Source organism: Pseudomonas sp. UFMG81 (assembly GCF_015354575.1).
Taxonomy (GTDB): domain Bacteria; phylum Pseudomonadota; class Gammaproteobacteria; order Pseudomonadales; family Pseudomonadaceae; genus Aquipseudomonas.
Window position 1 is genome coordinate 45,883 of sequence record NZ_JACAFQ010000008.1, and the last position, 17,059, is coordinate 62,941.

A 17,059-nucleotide genomic window follows, 5' to 3' on the forward strand; every position below is an offset into this window, starting at 1 on the left:
CCGAAGTAACCTGCGCAATGCTCGAAGGAACCGCCAGCGTGCGGCCGAGCCATGCAGCGACACACGGGTCGTCCAGGACGGGCGACCGAACAACAAGAACAAGAGAAGTCATCGACATGGATGTGAGATGCAATCAGCTCAAGGCGCTGACGGGCACGCTGTGCCTGGCATTCGCCACCGGCCTGCCGCTGTCGGCTGCGGCGGCCTATCAAGACACCGGCCGCGCCGGCGACCCCGCCAGTTGGCGCTCGGCCGAATACCAGCAGGACTGGGGCCTGGAGCGCATGCAGGCCAGCCAGGCCTATGCCGCCGGGATCACCGGCGCCGGGGTGCGTATCGGCGCCCTGGACTCGGGGTTCGATGCCGCCCACCCCGAGGCCAGCCCCGGACGTTTCCACGCCGTTACCGCCACCGGCCAGTACCTGGACGGCGCCCCCTTCAGCGTGTCCGGGGTGCTCAATGGCGCCAACGACAGCCATGGCACCCACGTTACCGGCACCATGGGCGCGGCCCGCGATGGTGTTGGCATGCATGGGGTGGCCTTCAATGCCCAGGTGTACGTGGGCAATACCAACCACAACGACAAGTTCCTGTTCGGTACCGGCCCCGATCCGCGCTATTTCAAGGCGGTCTACGATGCCCTGGTGGATGCCGGGGTGCGGGCGATCAACAACAGCTGGGGCAGCCAGCCCAAGGATGTCAGCTACCAGACCCTGGGCGACCTGCGCGCGGCCTACGCCCAGCATTATCAGCAAGACACCTGGCTCGACGCCGCCGCCGACGTGGCGCGGCGGGGTGTGATCAACGTGTTCAGCGCCGGCAACAGTGGTTATGCCAATGCCAGCGTGCGCGCGGCGCTGCCGTACTTCCAGCCGGAGCTGGAGGGCCACTGGCTGGCGGTGTCGGGCCTGGACAAGAGCAACCGGCAGAAATACAACCAGTGCGGCATCGCCAAGTACTGGTGCCTGGCCACCCCGGGCGCGGCAATCAGCAGTACCGTGCCCGCTGGCGGCTACGCCACCTACAACGGCACCTCGATGGCCGCGCCCCACGCCACCGGGGCCTTGGCCCTGGTCATGGAACGCTACCCCTACCTGAACAACCAGCAGGCCTTGCAGGTGCTGCTGACCACCGCGCGCCAGCTCGATGGCTCGCCGACCGTGGGGCCCAATGAGCAGGTGGGCTGGGGCGTGCCGGACCTGGGCCGGGCGATGCACGGCCCAGGGCAGCTGCTGGGAGAGTTCGACGTCAACCTGGGGCGCGGGCAGGGCGATAGCTGGAGCAACGGTATCTCCGACCAGGCTTTGCTGCAGCGGCAAGCCGAGGACGCGGCGGAGCGCCAGGCCTGGCAGCAAACCCTCAAGGATCGCGGCTGGGAACAGGGCCTGGCAGCGGGCGCCAGCCAGCAGGATCGCAGCGACTATGCGCTGGGCGTGGCCCGGGACGCGGCGGCCGCGCAGCGGGTGTACCAGGGCAGCCTGGTCAAGTCCGGGGCCGGCTGGCTGGTGCTCACGGGGGACAGCAGCTACCGCGGCCCAACCCGGGTCGAGGGCGGGTTGCTGGTGGTCAATGGCAGCCTGCAATCGGCGGTAACGGTCAACACCGGCGCGACCCTGGGCGGCAGTGGCCGGGTCGGGGCCCTGACTGCCAGCGCTGGGGGGGGGGTGGCGCCGGGTAACTCCATCGGGACCTTGAATGTCACTGGCAACCTGGACTTGCAGCCCGGTTCGACCTATCGGGTGGAGCTGTCGCCCACCGCCAGCGACCGGCTGGTCGTGGGTGGACAGGCTTCTGTCGATGGCGCCAATCTCAGCCTGGTGGTGCCCCAGGTTCAGCCGAACCTGTTGGCCGGTGGCCCAGTCGCTAGCCTGGTGGGGCGCCAGTTCGACATCTTGCAGGCTGCGGGTGGCGTCGATGGGCGTTTCGCCCAGGTCCAGCCCGGCTTCCTGTTCCTGGGGACTGTCCTCGATTATTCGGCCAACGCCGTGCAACTGGACGTGACGCGCAGCGCCGCGACCTTCGACAGTGTCGCGGCCACCCCCAACCAGCGCGCCAGCGGCGGCGCCGTGGAGCGGCTGTGGCCGGGCAACCCGGTGTACGAAAGCCTGCTGCTGTCAACCTCGGCGGACCAGGCCCGGGACGGCCTGCGCCAGCTGGCCGGGGAGATCTACCCGGCGCTGGACTCGATGCTGCTCAGCCAGGGCACGGTGCTGCGCGATGCCTTTGGCGAGCGTGCACGGGATGCCGACGCGCCCGGCACGACGGCCAGCGAGCCAGGCTCGACCCAGCTCTGGCTCAAGGGCCTGGGCAACTGGGGCCGCATCGAGGGCGTGCAGGGCAGCGAGTCCTACACCAGTTCCCTGGGCGGCATGCTGCTGGGTGTGGACCATGACCTCGACGCGCAGACCCGCGCCGGCCTGGCCGCCGGCTACAGCGACAGCTCCCTGGGCATGGGCGGCAGCCACTCGCGGGCCACGGTCGACAGCTACCACCTGGGCGCCTACGCCCGCCACGACCTGGACCAACTGCGCCTGAGCCTGGGCGGCAGCTACAGCTGGCACCGCGCCAAGGTTCGGCGCGACCTGGCCTATGGCGAGGTATCCGGCCGCCAGCACGCCCGGCTCGATGCCCGCAGCCAGCAGCTGTACGCCGAGGCGGCCTATCGTCTGGCGCTGCAGCTGGAGCCTTTCGCCAACCTGACCTACCAGCACCTGGACCGCGACGCCTTCCATGAGCAGGGCGACGCCGCGGCGCTGCATGCCGGTGACGAGCAGCGTGATGCCTGGCTCAGCACCTTGGGGGTGCGTGGGCGCCAGCACTGGCAACTGGGCACGCAGCAAGACCTGCAACTGGCGGCCAGCCTGGGTTGGCAGCACCGCCTGAGCGGCACCCAGGACAGCGAGCACCTGGCCTTTGCCGGGAGCGACCAGCCGTTCCGGGTCGCCACGGCGCCGGCCCTGCGCGATGCCGCGCTGGTGGGGCTCCAGGTCCGGGTGGGGCTCACCCGCGACCTGGACCTGAGCCTGGACTACCAGGGCCGCTTGGCCAGCCGTGAGCAACAGCACGGCGCGGGCCTCAACCTGCAATGGCGTTTCTGATGCGCTGAAGCGGGCAACACGGCGTTCGACCAACGCCGTTTTTTTTCATCAATGCAGCTAAGGAAGGTTGTAGTGAAGCGACTCAAAAAGGATGACAACGCGCGGGGGCAGGGCGCGGCCCTGGCATTGCTCGGCTGGGCGGCGCTGATGGGCACGGCCCAGGCCGCGCCCTATGTGGAGAGTGGGCGCCTGGGCGATGCCAGCAGCTGGCGCAGCAGCGAGTTCAAGGCCGATTGGGGCCTGGCGGCGATCTACGCCGACAGCGCCTATGCCGCCGGCTACACCGGCAAGGGGGTCAAGCTTGGCATCTTCGACCAGCCGGTCTACGCCCCGCACCCCGAGTTCGCCGGCAACGGCAAGATCGTCACTTTGGTTACCAGCGGCATCCGCCAGTACACCGACCCCTACATCCCGGTGAAGGCCGGCGATGCGTTCCGCTACGACGGCCGCGCCTCGGTGGGCTCGGATGGCAAGCTGGGCTCCCACGGCACCCACGTCGGCGGGATCGCCGCCGGCAACCGTGACGGGGTGTCGATGCACGGCGTGGCTTTTGCGGCGCAGATCATCAGTGCCGACAACGGCGACCCCGGCCCTGAGGATGGCATTGTCCTGGGCAACGATGGCGCGGTGTACAAGGCCGGCTGGGATGGCCTGGTGGCCAGTGGCGCGCGGATCATCAACAACAGCTGGGGCATCGGCATCACCGACCGCTTCGCCAAGGGCGGGCGCAACCCGGCGTTCCCGCATTTCACCGTGGACGATGCCCGCGCGCAGTTCGCGCAGATCCAGCCGCTGCTGGGCACCTTGCCCGGCGGCGCCTATGACGGCGCCATCGCCGCCGCCCGCAGCGGGGTGTTGACCATCTTCGCCGCCGGCAACGACTACAACCTGAACAACCCCGATGCGATCGCCGGGCTGGGCTATTTCGTCCCGGAGATCGCCCCCAACTGGATGACCGTGGCAGCGTTGCAGCAAAACCCCGACAGCGGCAGTGCCAACCCCTACCAGCTCAGCACCTTCTCATCGCGTTGCGGCTATACCGCAAGCCTGTGCGTGTCGGCCCCCGGCACCCGCATCTACAGTGCGGTGATCGGTGGCACCAGCGAGCAAGACCTGACCCTGGGCTACGCCAACAAGAACGGTACCTCCATGGCCGCGCCCCATGCCGCCGGCGCGGCGGCGGTGCTGATGGAACGCTTCCCCTACATGACCGGCGCACAGGTCGCCAGCGTGCTGCGCACCACCGCCACCGACATGGGCGCGCCCGGCGTGGATGCCTTGTACGGCTGGGGCATGATCAACCTGGACAAGGGCATCCGCGGCCCGGCCATGCTGGTCACCGAACAGGACATTCCCGAGGAGTTCCGCATCGCCGGCGGCTACGGCCCGAGCCAGTTCGTGGCCGACCTGCCGGGCATCGGCGCCCTGGTGGATGCCGGCAAGCCCACCGAGCGGCGCTGCCTGGGCCTGAGCTGCGGGCTGGACCTGTGGAGCAACGATATCGGCGGCCATGGCGGCCTGACCAAGCAGGGCATCGGCACCCTGGTGCTCACCGGTAACAACACCTACGCCGGCCCGACCCTGGTCAACCAGGGCCGGCTGGCGGTCAACGGTTCGCTGCAATCGACGGTGACGGTCAATGCCAGCGGCGTGCTGGGCGGCAATGGCCGGATCGGCGCGCTGGTGGTCAACCCCGGCGGGGTGGTGGCGCCGGGCAACTCCATCGGCACCTTGCAGGTGAGCTCGGACGTGACCTTCCAGCCGGGCTCCACCTATGCCGTGGAGGTGGATGCCACCGGCAGCGACCGCCTGGTCAGCGATGGCCAGGTCACCCTGGGCGGTGCGCACCTGGCCCTGGACCTGCAAAACCCCGGGGTTTCGTTGCAGGCCCAGCAGGCAACCAGCCTGGTGGGGCGTCAGTTCGACATCGTTAGCGCCGCGGGCGGGGTGCAGGGTAGCTTCGCCGATGTGCAGTCCAACCTGTTGTTTCTCGGCGGTGGCTTGGCCTACAGCGGCAGCGGGGTGCAGCTGGCGGTGCAGCGCAACGCCACGTCCTTCGCCAGTGTCGGCCTGACCGCCAACCAGCGTGCGGTGGCCGCGGCTGCCGATCGGCTCGGCGCGGGCAACCCGGTGTACGAGAGCTTGCTGTTGACGGTCGATGCCGGCAGCGCGCAGCAGGCGTTCGACCAGTTGTCCGGGGAAATCCACCCGGCGGTGGGCAACCTGCTGCTCAACGACAGCCGCCAGGTGCGTGACGCCGTGGGCGAGCGGACCCGCCAGCAGGGCGTCGCGGTGGCTGAGCAGGGCCAGGGCAGCGGCCTGTGGGTCAAGGCGCTGGGGGCCTGGGGCAAGGCCGAGGGTGATTCCGGCCGGGCGCGTTACAGCAGCTCCATTGGCGGCCTGTTGCTGGGAGGTGACGGGCAGGTCAGCGATGACACCCGCATCGGCGTCTTCACCGGCTACAGCGACAGTTCACTGAGCATGGGCGATGGGCGTCATTCCTCGGCCAGCGTCGACAGCGTCCACCTGGGGGCCTATGCCAGCCAGGAGCTGGAGCAGCTGCGCCTGAGCCTGGGCGGCAACCACAGCTGGCACCGCATCGATACCAAGCGCGAGCTGCAGTACAACGGGGTCAGCGATCGCCTGAAGAGCAAGCGTGATGCCCAGAGCACACAGGTGTTCGGCGAGGCGGCGTGGCAGGTGGCGCTGCCGAGCATGGCGCTGGAGCCGTTCGCCAACCTGGCCTATGTGCATATCGCCAGTGACAGCTTCAAGGAGCATGGCGGCGCGGCTGTGCTGGAGGGGGGCAAGGATAACCGCGATGCCTGGCTCTCGACCCTGGGGATGCGCGTGGGCAAGCAGTTGCAGTTGTCCGGCGGCCAGGCGGTGGCGCTGTCCGCCACGCTGGGGTGGCAGCACAACTTGAGTTCCACCGGGGCTGACCAGCATTTGGCTTTCGCGGGGCACGGCGATAGCTACAAGGTCCAGGCGCTGTCCCTGGATCGGGATGCGGCGGTGGTGGGTGTGCGGGCGGGGATCGACCTGGGTAGCCAGGCCCGGGTCAGCCTGGACTACAGCGGGCTGCTGGGGAGCCGGGACAAGAGCCACGGGGTTGGGCTGACTTTGGATTGGGCGTTTTGAGGGGCATAGCTTTCAAGATGATCGCGTGAGGGCCGCCAGGTGCTTGCCGAGGGGCTTGCAGCGCCCATGAGATCGAGCGCCGCNCGNGCGGCGCATCGCTGGCAAGCCAGCTCCCACATTTGTTTCGGGCCAATCCATCCTGTGAGGTCTCCACTGTACGCCTTGGTGCAAGCCTCAAGTCTGGTGGGGCGGCATCAGCGCCAATGCTGAAACCGCGTCGTACAAACAAGGCGGACAGTGGAGATGGACCAGGAGTAACTGGCCCGAAACAGATGTGGGAGCTGGCTTGCCAGCGATGCGCCGCGCGGGCGGCGCTCGATCTCAAGAGCGCTGCAAGTCTCCCGCCAAGCACCAGCACCAAGCACCACCACCAATCAAACCACCACTCACTGCGCAGCCGTGAACAACGCCACCGGCACGGCCTTGAGCGCGCCATCCAGGTTGCGGTAGCGGGTGTACTGCGCCGAAGGCGGCAACAACCGCCCGCGCTCCACCATCCGCCGCCCATCCAGCAGGTAGCGCATGGTCTGTTCCTTGCCGCGCTGGGCAGCCGGGTCCTGGTTCAGGTCCTGCGCCAGTATCCGCATCGACTCGTCGATGCAGGTCTGCAGCAGCGCATCGACTTTCTGCGCATCGAACCCGCCATCGTCGATGCAGTGCTCGCCGCAGCGGCGCACCGACAGGCTCTGCACTTCAACGCGGGTGCGGTACAGCACGCTGCCGGCGATGTCCTGCAACTCCACCTGGCTCACCAGCACGAAGCTGCCGCGATCGGGGCTCACCACCACCTGCGGGGCAATGCGCAAACTGGCCGTGACCGGGCCGCTGGAGGGGCGCAGCCCGGCATTGCCGGCGGCGCTGGCGTAACGTTGCTGGAGCTTGCCGTTGTAGGGATGCTCGGCCAGCACCACCGCCATCGACTGCGCCGCCTGCTTGGCGTCACGCTCGGCGTCGCGCTGCAACGCGGCTTCGCCGACCTGGGTGTTGATCGCGCTGGCCAGCAGCAGGCCGATGGGGCCGCCGCTGATGGTCGCGTTCTGGGTCAGCGAATAGTTGGTCTCGCGCGCTTTGGCGGCGGCCTGGGCATCGATCACCCGGTTGGCATCCACCCAGCCGGCTGACGCCACCTGCACCTCGATACGGGCGCCGTGCTCGTTCAGGTAGCGCAGCGCCGTGGGGTCGTGGATATCGGCCGGGCGCGGCGCCTGCTGGGCGCAGCCGCCGAGCAGCAGGGCCAGCAGCAGCGCGCGCTTCATTGCGAGAACGGCGTAACGAACTCTTGGCGGCTGCTGTCGACCGCCTGGTAGAAGGCGTTGGACAGGTTGCTGTAGGTGGGCTGGTCCCACTCGCCCTGGGCCGGCTGGGTGACCACGAAGGGCTTGAACCAGCGCAGGCGGCTGTCCTGCACGTCTACCAGGATGCCGCGGCCCGAGACGATCGGAATTGGCGCGCTGGTGGGCACCACGCTGTAGTAGCTGCGGGTCGCGCCGGTGCCGTCGATGGCCACCAGCAGCAGGCGGTCGATGCCGTAGGTGGCTTTCAGGGCGCTGATATCACGCTCCATGTAGCCTTCCTTGAACTTGGTTTCCTTGTACTTGTCCAGGTCGATGCGTTCTTCGATGCGCTTGGTCTTGTAACCCTTGGCTTGCAGCTTGGCGATGATGGCGTCGGGCAGGGTGTTGACGTCGGTCAGGTCCCAGGTGCTGACATGCTCGCTGAGCTTGCTGTTGACCCCGGTGTTGATCGCCAGGTCCAGCAGCCCTTGCTGGCCGGTCAACATCAGCTTGGGTGGGGCGACGGGGGTCATGGCCACGCCGATCACCAGGTCCTTTTCGTTCCAGAACTGCTGATCGAGTTGCACCGGGGGCTGTACGTTGGCGCAGCCGGTGAAGATCAAGCACAGCAGGAGCACTGCACATCCCTGCAAGTAACGCATCGGGTAATCCTTAAAGAGTGTTGGAGACTGGCTGTATCGGCCAGGGGCCGGCAATCATGATGGCAATAAGACATTATTTTCAAGGTGGGCTCGGCGCTTCAACGCAGCGCAGGTATTGTGTAGCGCGAGCGTGTCGCGCAGAGTCTGCGCACCTTCCAGGAGCCCCCCATGTCGACAGCCGTTTTCGCAGCCGCCCAATGTGCCGTTGGTGATGGCGATATCACCGCCAACCTGGCCTTGCACCTGGCGTTCATGCGCCGGGCGCATGAGCACGGCGTGGGCTTGCTGCTGTTTCCCGAGCTGTCTGTCACGGGGTACGACCTTGCCGTGTCCAGCGCCCTGGCGCAGGGCCTGGACACGCCGCTGCTGGAACCACTGCGCGACTACGCTCATCAAGCGCGCATGACCACGGTGGTGGGTATGCCACTCAAGCTCTCGGGCCACGCCAAACCGCGAATTGCCGCCTGCATCCTGCACCCGGACGGCTCGATTGGCGCCTACACCAAGCAGCATCTGCACACCGGCGAGGATGTGTATTACGAGGCCGGGAGCGGGGGCGAGCTGTTGTCCGTCGCCGGGGTGTCGGTGGCCTTGTCGGTGTGTGCCGACTTCACCCATCCCGAGCATGCCGCCAGTGCCGCGCAGCGCGGCGCGCAGGTGTACGCCAGCGGGGTGCTGATCGGGGAGACGGGTTACCCAACGGACAGCCGGCTATTGCAGGGGTATGCGCAGCAGCACGCCATGGCGGTGCTCATGGCCAATCACGGCGGGGTCACCGGCGGCTGGGCGGCGGCGGGGCGCAGTGCGTTCTGGGATGAGCAGGGGCGGTGTGTCGCGGCTGTTTCTGGTACCGGCAACCGGATGCTGGTTGTCAGCACTCAAGCTGCGGGGTGGCAGGGATGTGAAGTCACAGTAGACGAACGCTTTCGGTGACTGAGACAGGCTGGTCGGCCCTATCGTGGAGGTTCGGCACACCAGCAAGCGCGCCTCCCTGGACAGTGCGACACATTCATTGGCTGCGTTCCGGGAAGTTGAAGCGAGCTTCCATGGCTCCCAGACTCACAGTACTTGCTTCGTCCAGGTGGCGTTGGCGTTCTGCTGCAAGGAGGTCTGCGCGCAGATCGTCGATCTGATCGCGTAGCGTTTCGAACATCTGGGCACGTATCAGCACTGCTGCTGGTTTGTTGCATTTTTGGATGAGGAAACCCTCGGTCCTGTTATTGGCCATTTCAGCCAACTTTGCATTGAACGCTCTTCTCATCGTTGCCGCTGGCACCGATTTCAGTGGCTTATTCATCACGGTGCTCCTCTCTGCTTGGTTGAAGTGGCGCCATTGTTTCAATACCGAATGTGAGCCCGAGGCGCTCGATGATTTCTCCGTGAGTGCCCCTTGAGCCCTTGGCTCCCTGTTCCTGGTCCTCCTCGTTCAAACGCTTCAGGAACTCGCCCATGTCACGCGCAATGCGCTTGGGTAAATTCACCCGCTCTCCAGTCAATAGTCCGCTCAGCATCACTACATCATTCCGATGCTTGCGGATATTCTTGGCATCGACCCGATCGCCTGATTGCCTGCGCGCGGAAAGGTCCAGCCAGGCCTTTGCCTTGAAAGGGATCAGACGGTCCGCACCAATGAACGAGAGTGTGTCGCTCTGTTGTCGGCCTGCGAGCAGGAACGCGTAATAGTCATCATCGAGCAGGATTGCCGAGAGGCTGGACATGGAGTCGTCGGTGGGGATTGGCGTCAGTGTGGCGTGATCTGGGTGCTCGAATCCGTCAGGTGCCCTGGAAAACAGCTCGAGCTGAGCGGGATATGTATCGTCAGTGGGTTTCTGAAACCGGTAGAACACAGGATGTACCATGCCGGCTTGCCTGATCTGGTAGCCGCCTTTGCGCACGAACGCCCAGAATGCTGCGATGAACCGGTTGTCGAGCGCTTCGATGATCAACACGATATCCAGGTCCTTGGTGGCCCTGAAGGGAATGCCGGCTTCATCCATCGACAGTGATGAGGCTACCCCGCCAATCAATACGTACTGATCGCGAAAGCAACTGAAGTGCTGACCGAAAAGCGCTAATCCCCTGATCCCAACCATTCAACCCGCTCCTTGAGTTCATCGAGCGCAATTTGGATGCGCGCGTCCTGGCTATTGTCCAGGCTCAAGAGCAGGGAGGCTTCATCGGCACCGTTGCCGGATGTCTCCAGCGTGTCGTAGGCCCAGATTTGCACCCACGCCTTGGTGTCGTCCACCGACGTGCTGAGTTGTATCGAGCCTTGTGCAAGCAATGCGTCAAAGTGCGGGCGAGTCATGCCATAGATGGGCTGCGCCGGAGCGGCCAGAAGCGTGTGCTTGGCCAGTGCTGATTCACCCGCGAGGAATGTTCCGTGCTCTGGCGCGAGCTCAGTGGAAATTGCGACCTGGCGTTTCACCGGTGAGCGAAGGTAGGGGCGTGCCCGCTTGAACACCTCGGTTGCACTGGCGCTGAACGTATAGGCCTGGTTCGCACCTTTGAGAGGAACGGGGTCAAGCAGCCCAATCTGCAGCAATTGATCCACGACCTTTGAAAGGGTCACCCGGCTGTAGCTCAAGTTGCCCATGAGCCCGCTGGCCGGGAACGGCGTGTCATTGCTTCCGATTTTATAAAGACGGGCGAGCAGCATGGCTTGGGCAGCCGGGAGCAGGGCAGTGATCTGGGCTTGGGTCTGGCGTTGGCGGACGCGCTCACGCAGGTCAATGGCCAGTTCGGGGACGAACAACTGGTAACCGGGCTGGATGAAGTTGAGCTGGTGGCTGATCAGGCTGCGCCGGTCGGCGGAGGACAGGGCCTGGCAGACATAGACGGGGGTGGCGGGGGTGGCTTTGCGTATCTGGGCGAAGTGCTTGGTCAGGGTGACGGCGCCGAGATAAGTGGGGTTGCTGGGTAACAGCAGCAGCAGGTCCAGGGGCGCTGGGGCGAACTGCAGGGTGAGTACGATACAGGTGTAGGCGTCTTGGAGGTGGTAGGGCAGCTTGAGCGAAATGGGCTTCAAGTGCGTGGGTACGCCCAGGATCGACTCAAGATAGCGTTGGGTGGCTAAGCGCAGTTTGGTCATTGCGAAGAGCTACTGTGTTAAGTGCTTTATTGAACTGTAAGCTTCAATAGATAACTAATCAAAAAAATGATTAACAACGAGCCGTTGCGGGCAAGCCTCCTCCCACAAGAGCCTGTGCAGGCTGACTCGCAGAACGCGATCAGTCGTTGAGTTCCGGTGTGGCAGCGGTGTGTGAGGGGAGAGGGCCGGTCGCAGTTACCTCGAACCACACCGGCCACGAACTGCGCTGCCGGTTCTCCACCTGCACGCAAGGGATCAACCTGTCGGTCAGCACCTCGGTCCGCCCTACGCTCACCGCCAGCCGGTACTTGGCGCTGTGCACGCACTCGCGGTCGCCGAACTCGCAGCGGTCCAGGTTCGTTCCGCCACACGGCCCGTTCGCCAGGCCCTTGGGGCAGGTCTCGGGGCAGGTGTAGAGGGTGTCCTGCAGCCGGCAACTGCCGCAGGTATCGCACCCCACCAGCGGGCGCTTGATGCGCCGTTCCAGCTGATGCAGCCAGCGTGCCCCCGTGGGGTTGGCCCACAGCGGTCGGGTCACGGCCCAGCCGAACGCCTTGCTCAACGTAGTCGTGCGGCTGAACAGCTGGTGGTGCATCGCCGACAGCAGGTGATAACGGGCTTTCTCCTTCGTCGAGGCCTCGATGTGCCGTTGCCCAAGGCGCCAGGCGTGCCCAGGCGGGTGGAAGGTGACCGGTGCCAGGTCAGGCTGCTGCCAGGCCGCTTGCCAGGCCGGGGTCCAGTCTGCCAGCGAGGTGAATTGCCCTTGCAGGTCGTCGATGGCCTGCTCCAATGCCTCGAACTGTGCCACATCGTGAATGCCCGACAGGTGCACGCCGGCATAGCCCATCAGCTTCAGGCCGATCACTTGCAGGGCCAGGCGCCGGGTGGCGCGGGCCTGGGCGTACTGTTTCGATACTGCCGCCTCGGCCGCCAGCAGTGCGCGCATCGATGGCGTGACGGTTACCCCGGCGACGTGGTCGAGCATAGCGGCCCGGCCTGCGGTCAGCGCCATGATGCAGGCCATCAGCGGCTTGGGCCGGGGCTGGCGCTGCATCCAGTCATAGGCTTCCTGATGTTTCTCGATGTCGAAACCGAGCTGCAAAATGAACAGGTCGGCGCCGGCGGTGAGTTTTTTTTGCGCCTTGCTGTACTGCGCGCCGCCCTCGGCTTCCCGGTACTTGAACGGGTTGAGCGCGGCAGCCAGCAGCCAGTGCGGGCGGGCCTGGCGCACGAGCTGCAACGCAGCGACCGATTCGAGGTAGCGCACCGGGCGCTCGCCCGGGGTGTGGCCGGGCAGGCGGTCGCCGGTGAGCAGCAGCAACTGGTCGAGGCCGGCGGCGTCCATGCGTTGCAGTTGGGCGAGCAGGTCGCGGCGTTCGCGGTCCTTGCCGGAGAAGTGCAGCAGGACGGGCACCGGTTGCTTGAGGCTGGTGAAGGCGTCCAGCGGCGACAGGTCCAGCGCGCTGCCGACGCGGTCGCCGATGGCCACGGTCAGCGGCCAGCCGCATAGCCGGGTGCGGGCCATGAGGGCTTCGAGGGTGGCCAAGCGCTCGGCGCAGGGCTTGGGGACGAATTCCAGGATGCAGGCGAAGGCGTTGGCGTCCAGGGTCGTTTTCAGCAGGCTCATGGGGCGGGCTACCGGATTGGGCAGGGTGGCAGTGTGGCGCAGGTTGGCGGGCGGGGCATGTCTGGTTGCGCGGGGGATTGTGCTGGTTGAGACATCATTGTGGGTGGGGCGCGCTCCAATCGCGGTTCTAACCGCTGATCGGAGCGCTATGGCAGTCAGCTGAGCGCTCACGCCTGGCGGGCAATGGGCGCGAATTCTGCTTTCACGTAATAGGTTTTCTCTTCATTTCCGGCGCTTTTCAGGCCTGCCTGGGCCTTGGCCTCTACGACTTTCGCCTTCACCGACATCTCAAGGTTCTTGTCTGAGGAGAACGATGTACTTTCCTTGATTTCCAACGAAGCGCTGAGACACCCGCCTTGTTCGCGTGCAAATACCACGGCTTTCCAGGATGGCTCATAGGCGAGCCAGAAAAAGTCGCCTTGCTCCACTGCACTGCCTGCACGCCAGCTCCTGCCTTCAAGAACGAACTCGCGGGTATCAAGGTTGTCGGTCGTCCTCTCGGAGTTGCCCTGATAGCTGAGGCCACCACCAGCTGCTGGGCCTGCTTGGGCCGAAACTCCAGCGCTGACTGAACGGGTGGTGTTGTCCGAGGCTTTTTTGGTGATCGTGATTTTGACGGCGCCCAGATGAACAAGCAGCTTGATGAGCTCGGACTCTCGCTCCTCGAGCAGGATCGAGTCGTAGCTGTCGCTGGGGATATAGAGTTTGCCTGCGCCCGCAGAATCGTAACCTGTCAGTGGATGCTTGCGGTACGTCTTGCCAACCACCGGATGCCCAGGCTGAAAGCTGTAACCCTCTGCCCTTGCCTGGCTGGGCGAAATGGAGTGCCGCTCGACGTACTGTGCAAGCAGTTCAGCCTGCTGGCGCTCGGCGTCGTCCGTTTCAGGGGTGTTGCTGTCTTTGTTGAACAAGGACATCAGGCTTGGAACACCCAGCAATGCCGAAATGATCAGCGGAGTGGGCAGTACCAACGCCGCCGTTGTAACGAGCGGGGAAGATGTCTCCCGGCCAGGTAGGACGAAATTGGGTTTGTAATCGCTTTTGGTAGCAGAGGCGCAGTCCTCATCCACGATATAGATCAGGTCAAGCATCGAACGCTCCTTGTGTTCATGGGTGGCCTAGTGGCATCACTGTATCACCGCACGTAGCGACTCAAGAGATCATTGGCTACATGAATTAATCTTGAGTTCATCTCAAATTTAATGAGTTTGTTTCACATCACCTGTCCCCGCAGAATCCCCTCATTCATTTTCAAGTATCGAGGGGCACGAACATGGCGCTGGCACACAACCTGGGTTTTCCGCGCATCGGCCGCGACCGTGAGCTGATGAACGCCCAGGAGGCCTTCTGCAACGGCGAGCTGGACGAAGCCGGCTTGCGTGCCGTGGGCCGTGCCCTGCGCGCCGCGCACTGGCAAGTGCAGAAGGCCGCTGGCATCGAGCTGTTGCCGGTCGGCGATTTCGCCTGGTACGACCAGGTGCTCACTCACTCGCTGACTTTCGGCGTGATCCCCGAGCGCTTCCAGGCCAAGGACGCTGCCAAACCCACCCTGCACACCCTGTTCGCCATGGCCCGCGCCCAGGCGTTGACCCCGTGGTTCGACACCCACCACCACTACCTGGCCCCCGAGTTCAGCGCCGACCAGCAATTCACCCTGAGCTGGGAGCAGTTGTTCGACGAAGTCGACGAAGCCAAGGCCTTGGGCCATGCGGTCAAGCCGGTGGTGATCGGCCCGCTGACCTACCTGTGGCTGGGCAAAACCAAGGGCGGCGAGTTCGACAAGCTGGAGCTGCTCGACCGCCTGCTGCCGCTGTATGACCAGATCCTCAACCGCCTGGCCGCGCAGGGCGTGGAGTGGGTGCAGATCGACGAGCCGATCCTGGCCCTGGACCTGCCGCAGGACTGGAAGAACGCCTACGAGCGTGTCTACAACATCCTCCAGCGCGCGCCGCTGAAAAAACTGATCGCCACCTACTTCGGTGGCCTGGCTGGCAACCTGGGCCTGGCCGCCAACCTGCCGGTGGACGGCCTGCACATCGACCTGGTGTGCGCCCCGGACCAGTACCCGACCATCCTCGACCGCCTGCCGGCCTACAAGGTGCTGTCGCTGGGCGTGGTCAACGGCTGCAACGGCTGGCACTGCGATCTGGAGAAGGCCCTTGAGCTGCTGCGCGATGCCCAGGAGCGTCTGGGCGACCGGCTGTGGGTGGCGCCGTCGTGCTCGCTGCTGCACAGCCCGGTGGACCTGGGCCGTGAACACCCACTCGACGACGAACTGCAAGGCGGGCAGGCCTTCGCGGTGCAGAAGTGCCAGGAAGTGGCAGCGCTGACCCAGGCGCTCAACCAGCCCGCAGTCGCCAACGTGCTCGCCGCGCGGGTGAGCAGGGCGGCGCCGACTTTGCTTGCCACGGCCTGACCCTGGGCGGCCCCAGTTCGGTTAGAGTGCCCGGACATGCCTACCGAAGTCCCGCGATGAAGCCTACCCACCTCACCCTGATCTGCCACGCCCGCACCGAAGCGCAGCGGGTGGGGCGCTTCGCCCAGGACGACGAGCCGCTGCGTGATCCACCGTCTGTTCTCGCCCAGTTATCCACAACCGCCCGCTGCCTGACCGCCCCCGAGCATCGCACTCGGCAAACCGCCGAGGGCCTGGCGGCGACGGTCGAGAACGGTTTGCGCGACTGCGACCTGGGCTCCTGGAAAGGCATGGCCCTCAAGCAACTGGACGAACAGCAACTCCAGGCCTGGCTAAGTGACCCGTATGCCACGCCCCATGGGGGGGAATCGATCGCCGCCCTGTGCCAGCGGGTTGCCCACTGGATGGACAGTGGCCTGGGCGAGGGCGAGTGGGTCGCCATTACTCACCCTTTCGTCATTCGCGCTGCGATGCTGCATGGGCTGGGGGCGCCTTTCGAGGCGTTCCACCGCATCGATGTACCGCCCCTGGCTCGGGTGCGCCTGAGCCATTACGGGCAATGGCGGGTGGTGCTGGCCTGAGCCAAAATCGCTGGGGCCGCTTCGCAGCCCAATCGCCGGCAAGGCCGCTCCTACAAAAACTGTGCAAGACAGTTGCTCCCACAGTCGTGTGTGGGAGCCGGCTTGCCGGCGATTGGGGCGCGAAGCGGCCCCGACGGCATCAGCTCGAACGATGGACTAACCCCGCACCACCGCCGGCACCACGCGCACATAAACCAACTCACTGACCAGCTCCACCAACGTCTGGCTGATCACCGCCGCCGCCGCCAGCCCACGGATCGGTTCCGGCAGGGCCAGCGCCAACGGCAACACCACCAGCGAATTGCGCGTCGCCGCGCTGAAGGTCACCGCCCGGGCCTCACCTGCGGGCAACCTGAACAGCCGCGCCGCGAACCACCCCAACAGCGGCGCCAGCAAGGCGAAACCGACATACACCGGCAGCACCGGCAGCAGGTCATCCAGGCGCGTGACCACCACGCCGATCTGCGAGCCGATCACCGCGACCAACACCAGCGCCATGGCCGGCACCGGCAGCCAGGCCCAGGCGTCGTTCCACTTCGCGACCATCACTGATCGCCGTGCCCCGGCGCTGGTGGCCACGGCCAGCAGCAACGGCAGCACGATCAGCAGCACGAAGGCCTCCACGAACGGTGCCACGGCAATCTCGACAGCGCTGTCAGCCCCGAGCATCAGCGCCAGGTACAGCGGCAGCAATGCCAGCTGCAGCAGCAACAACACCGGCGTGGCCGCCAGGGTGAGGCGCGAGTCGCCCTTGCCGATATGGGTGAACACCACCACGTAGTCGATGCACGGCGTCAGCAGCACCAGCAGCGCACCGGCCAGCACGGCGGGGTGCTCGACCAGCCCACGGGTGCCAGCCCACACCAGCAACGGCACCAGCACGAAGTTGGCCAGCAGCAGCGCGCCCATGAAGCGCCGGTTGCCCATCCCAGCGCGCAGGTCGAGGAAGGGGATCTGCAAGAACATCGCATACATCAGCACCGCGATCGCTGGCGTCACCAGCAGTTCAAGTGGCCGGGCCGCACCCGGCGCCAGCAGGCCGACGGCGGCGGCGAGCGCCACGGCGATGAAGTACAGGGGGATCTGGTTGCGTTCGAGCTGCTCTCTGTCCACGGGCGTCCTGGCATTTGCGACTGAATTACGGGGTGGGGCAGGGTACTATCTGGCGC

General features: G+C 65.6%; 12 protein-coding genes and 1 pseudogene. 5 read left to right on the forward strand and 8 right to left on the reverse strand.

Annotated elements, in window-relative coordinates; translation table 11 throughout:
• The first annotated feature begins 116 nt into the window (after positions 1-116).
• Positions 117-3,098, forward strand: coding sequence for an autotransporter serine protease (locus IX761_RS08195; protein ID WP_194789099.1), 2,982 nt, complete (start codon positions 117-119; stop codon positions 3,096-3,098).
• Positions 3,099-3,245: 147 nt separating this feature from the next.
• Positions 3,246-6,239 carry an autotransporter serine protease gene (locus IX761_RS08200; RefSeq protein ID WP_228533374.1) on the forward strand — a complete coding sequence of 998 codons (2,994 nt, stop codon included), beginning with the start codon at positions 3,246-3,248 and terminating at the stop codon, positions 6,237-6,239.
• 386 nt (positions 6,240-6,625) lie between these two features.
• Here the strand turns inward: IX761_RS08200 and IX761_RS08205 are convergent, their stop codons facing one another.
• Entirely contained in the window at positions 6,626-7,495 is an 870-nt protein-coding gene (locus tag IX761_RS08205; RefSeq protein WP_194789101.1) for a hypothetical protein, read from the reverse strand.
• Positions 7,492-8,175 carry a hypothetical protein gene (locus IX761_RS08210; protein ID WP_194789102.1) on the reverse strand — a complete coding sequence of 228 codons (684 nt, stop codon included), beginning with the start codon at positions 8,173-8,175 and terminating at the stop codon, positions 7,492-7,494. The genes IX761_RS08205 and IX761_RS08210 overlap by 4 nt, the downstream gene beginning before the upstream one ends.
• 168 nt (positions 8,176-8,343) lie before the next feature.
• Here IX761_RS08210 and IX761_RS08215 point away from each other — a divergent pair, with 168 nt between their 5' ends.
• The gene (locus tag IX761_RS08215; RefSeq protein ID WP_194789103.1) at positions 8,344-9,108 is read left to right on the forward strand and encodes a carbon-nitrogen hydrolase family protein; all 765 of its coding nucleotides are present in this window, start codon (positions 8,344-8,346) and stop codon (positions 9,106-9,108) included.
• A gap of 76 nt (positions 9,109-9,184) precedes the next feature.
• On the opposite strand, the gene IX761_RS08220 is transcribed toward IX761_RS08215, so the two are convergent.
• The 5 genes from IX761_RS08220 to IX761_RS08240 form a co-directional block, all read right to left on the reverse strand.
• A complete protein-coding gene (locus tag IX761_RS08220) occupies positions 9,185-9,472 on the reverse strand; it encodes a type II toxin-antitoxin system Phd/YefM family antitoxin (RefSeq protein WP_194789104.1) in 288 nt (95 codons plus the stop codon).
• Positions 9,465-10,268: a hypothetical protein gene (locus tag IX761_RS08225; protein WP_194789105.1), complete on the reverse strand. Its 804-nt coding sequence runs from the start codon at positions 10,266-10,268 to the stop codon at positions 9,465-9,467. The genes IX761_RS08220 and IX761_RS08225 overlap by 8 nt, the downstream gene beginning before the upstream one ends.
• Positions 10,247-11,266: a hypothetical protein gene (locus tag IX761_RS08230; RefSeq protein WP_194789106.1), complete on the reverse strand. Its 1,020-nt coding sequence runs from the start codon at positions 11,264-11,266 to the stop codon at positions 10,247-10,249. The genes IX761_RS08225 and IX761_RS08230 overlap by 22 nt, the downstream gene beginning before the upstream one ends.
• Positions 11,267-11,405: 139 nt before the next feature.
• Positions 11,406-12,893: a methylenetetrahydrofolate reductase C-terminal domain-containing protein gene (locus IX761_RS08235; RefSeq protein WP_194789107.1), complete on the reverse strand. Its 1,488-nt coding sequence runs from the start codon at positions 12,891-12,893 to the stop codon at positions 11,406-11,408.
• Positions 12,894-13,060: 167 nt separating this feature from the next.
• Positions 13,061-13,984: a hypothetical protein gene (locus IX761_RS08240; RefSeq protein ID WP_194789108.1), complete on the reverse strand. Its 924-nt coding sequence runs from the start codon at positions 13,982-13,984 to the stop codon at positions 13,061-13,063.
• Between the two features lie 182 nt (positions 13,985-14,166).
• On the opposite strand from IX761_RS08240, the pseudogene IX761_RS08245 reads away from it, so the two are divergent.
• Positions 14,167-15,267: pseudogene (locus IX761_RS08245) on the forward strand (5-methyltetrahydropteroyltriglutamate--homocysteine S-methyltransferase); the annotation flags it as partial.
• A gap of 98 nt (positions 15,268-15,365) precedes the next feature.
• A complete protein-coding gene (locus IX761_RS08250) occupies positions 15,366-15,890 on the forward strand; it encodes a histidine phosphatase family protein (RefSeq protein WP_194789109.1) in 525 nt (174 codons plus the stop codon).
• Positions 15,891-16,046: 156 nt separating this feature from the next.
• Here the strand turns inward: IX761_RS08250 and IX761_RS08255 are convergent, their stop codons facing one another.
• Complete coding sequence (locus IX761_RS08255; protein ID WP_194789110.1) at positions 16,047-17,003, reverse strand: arsenic resistance protein; 957 nt, start codon at positions 17,001-17,003, stop codon at positions 16,047-16,049.
• Between the last annotated feature and the right edge of the window lie 56 nt (positions 17,004-17,059).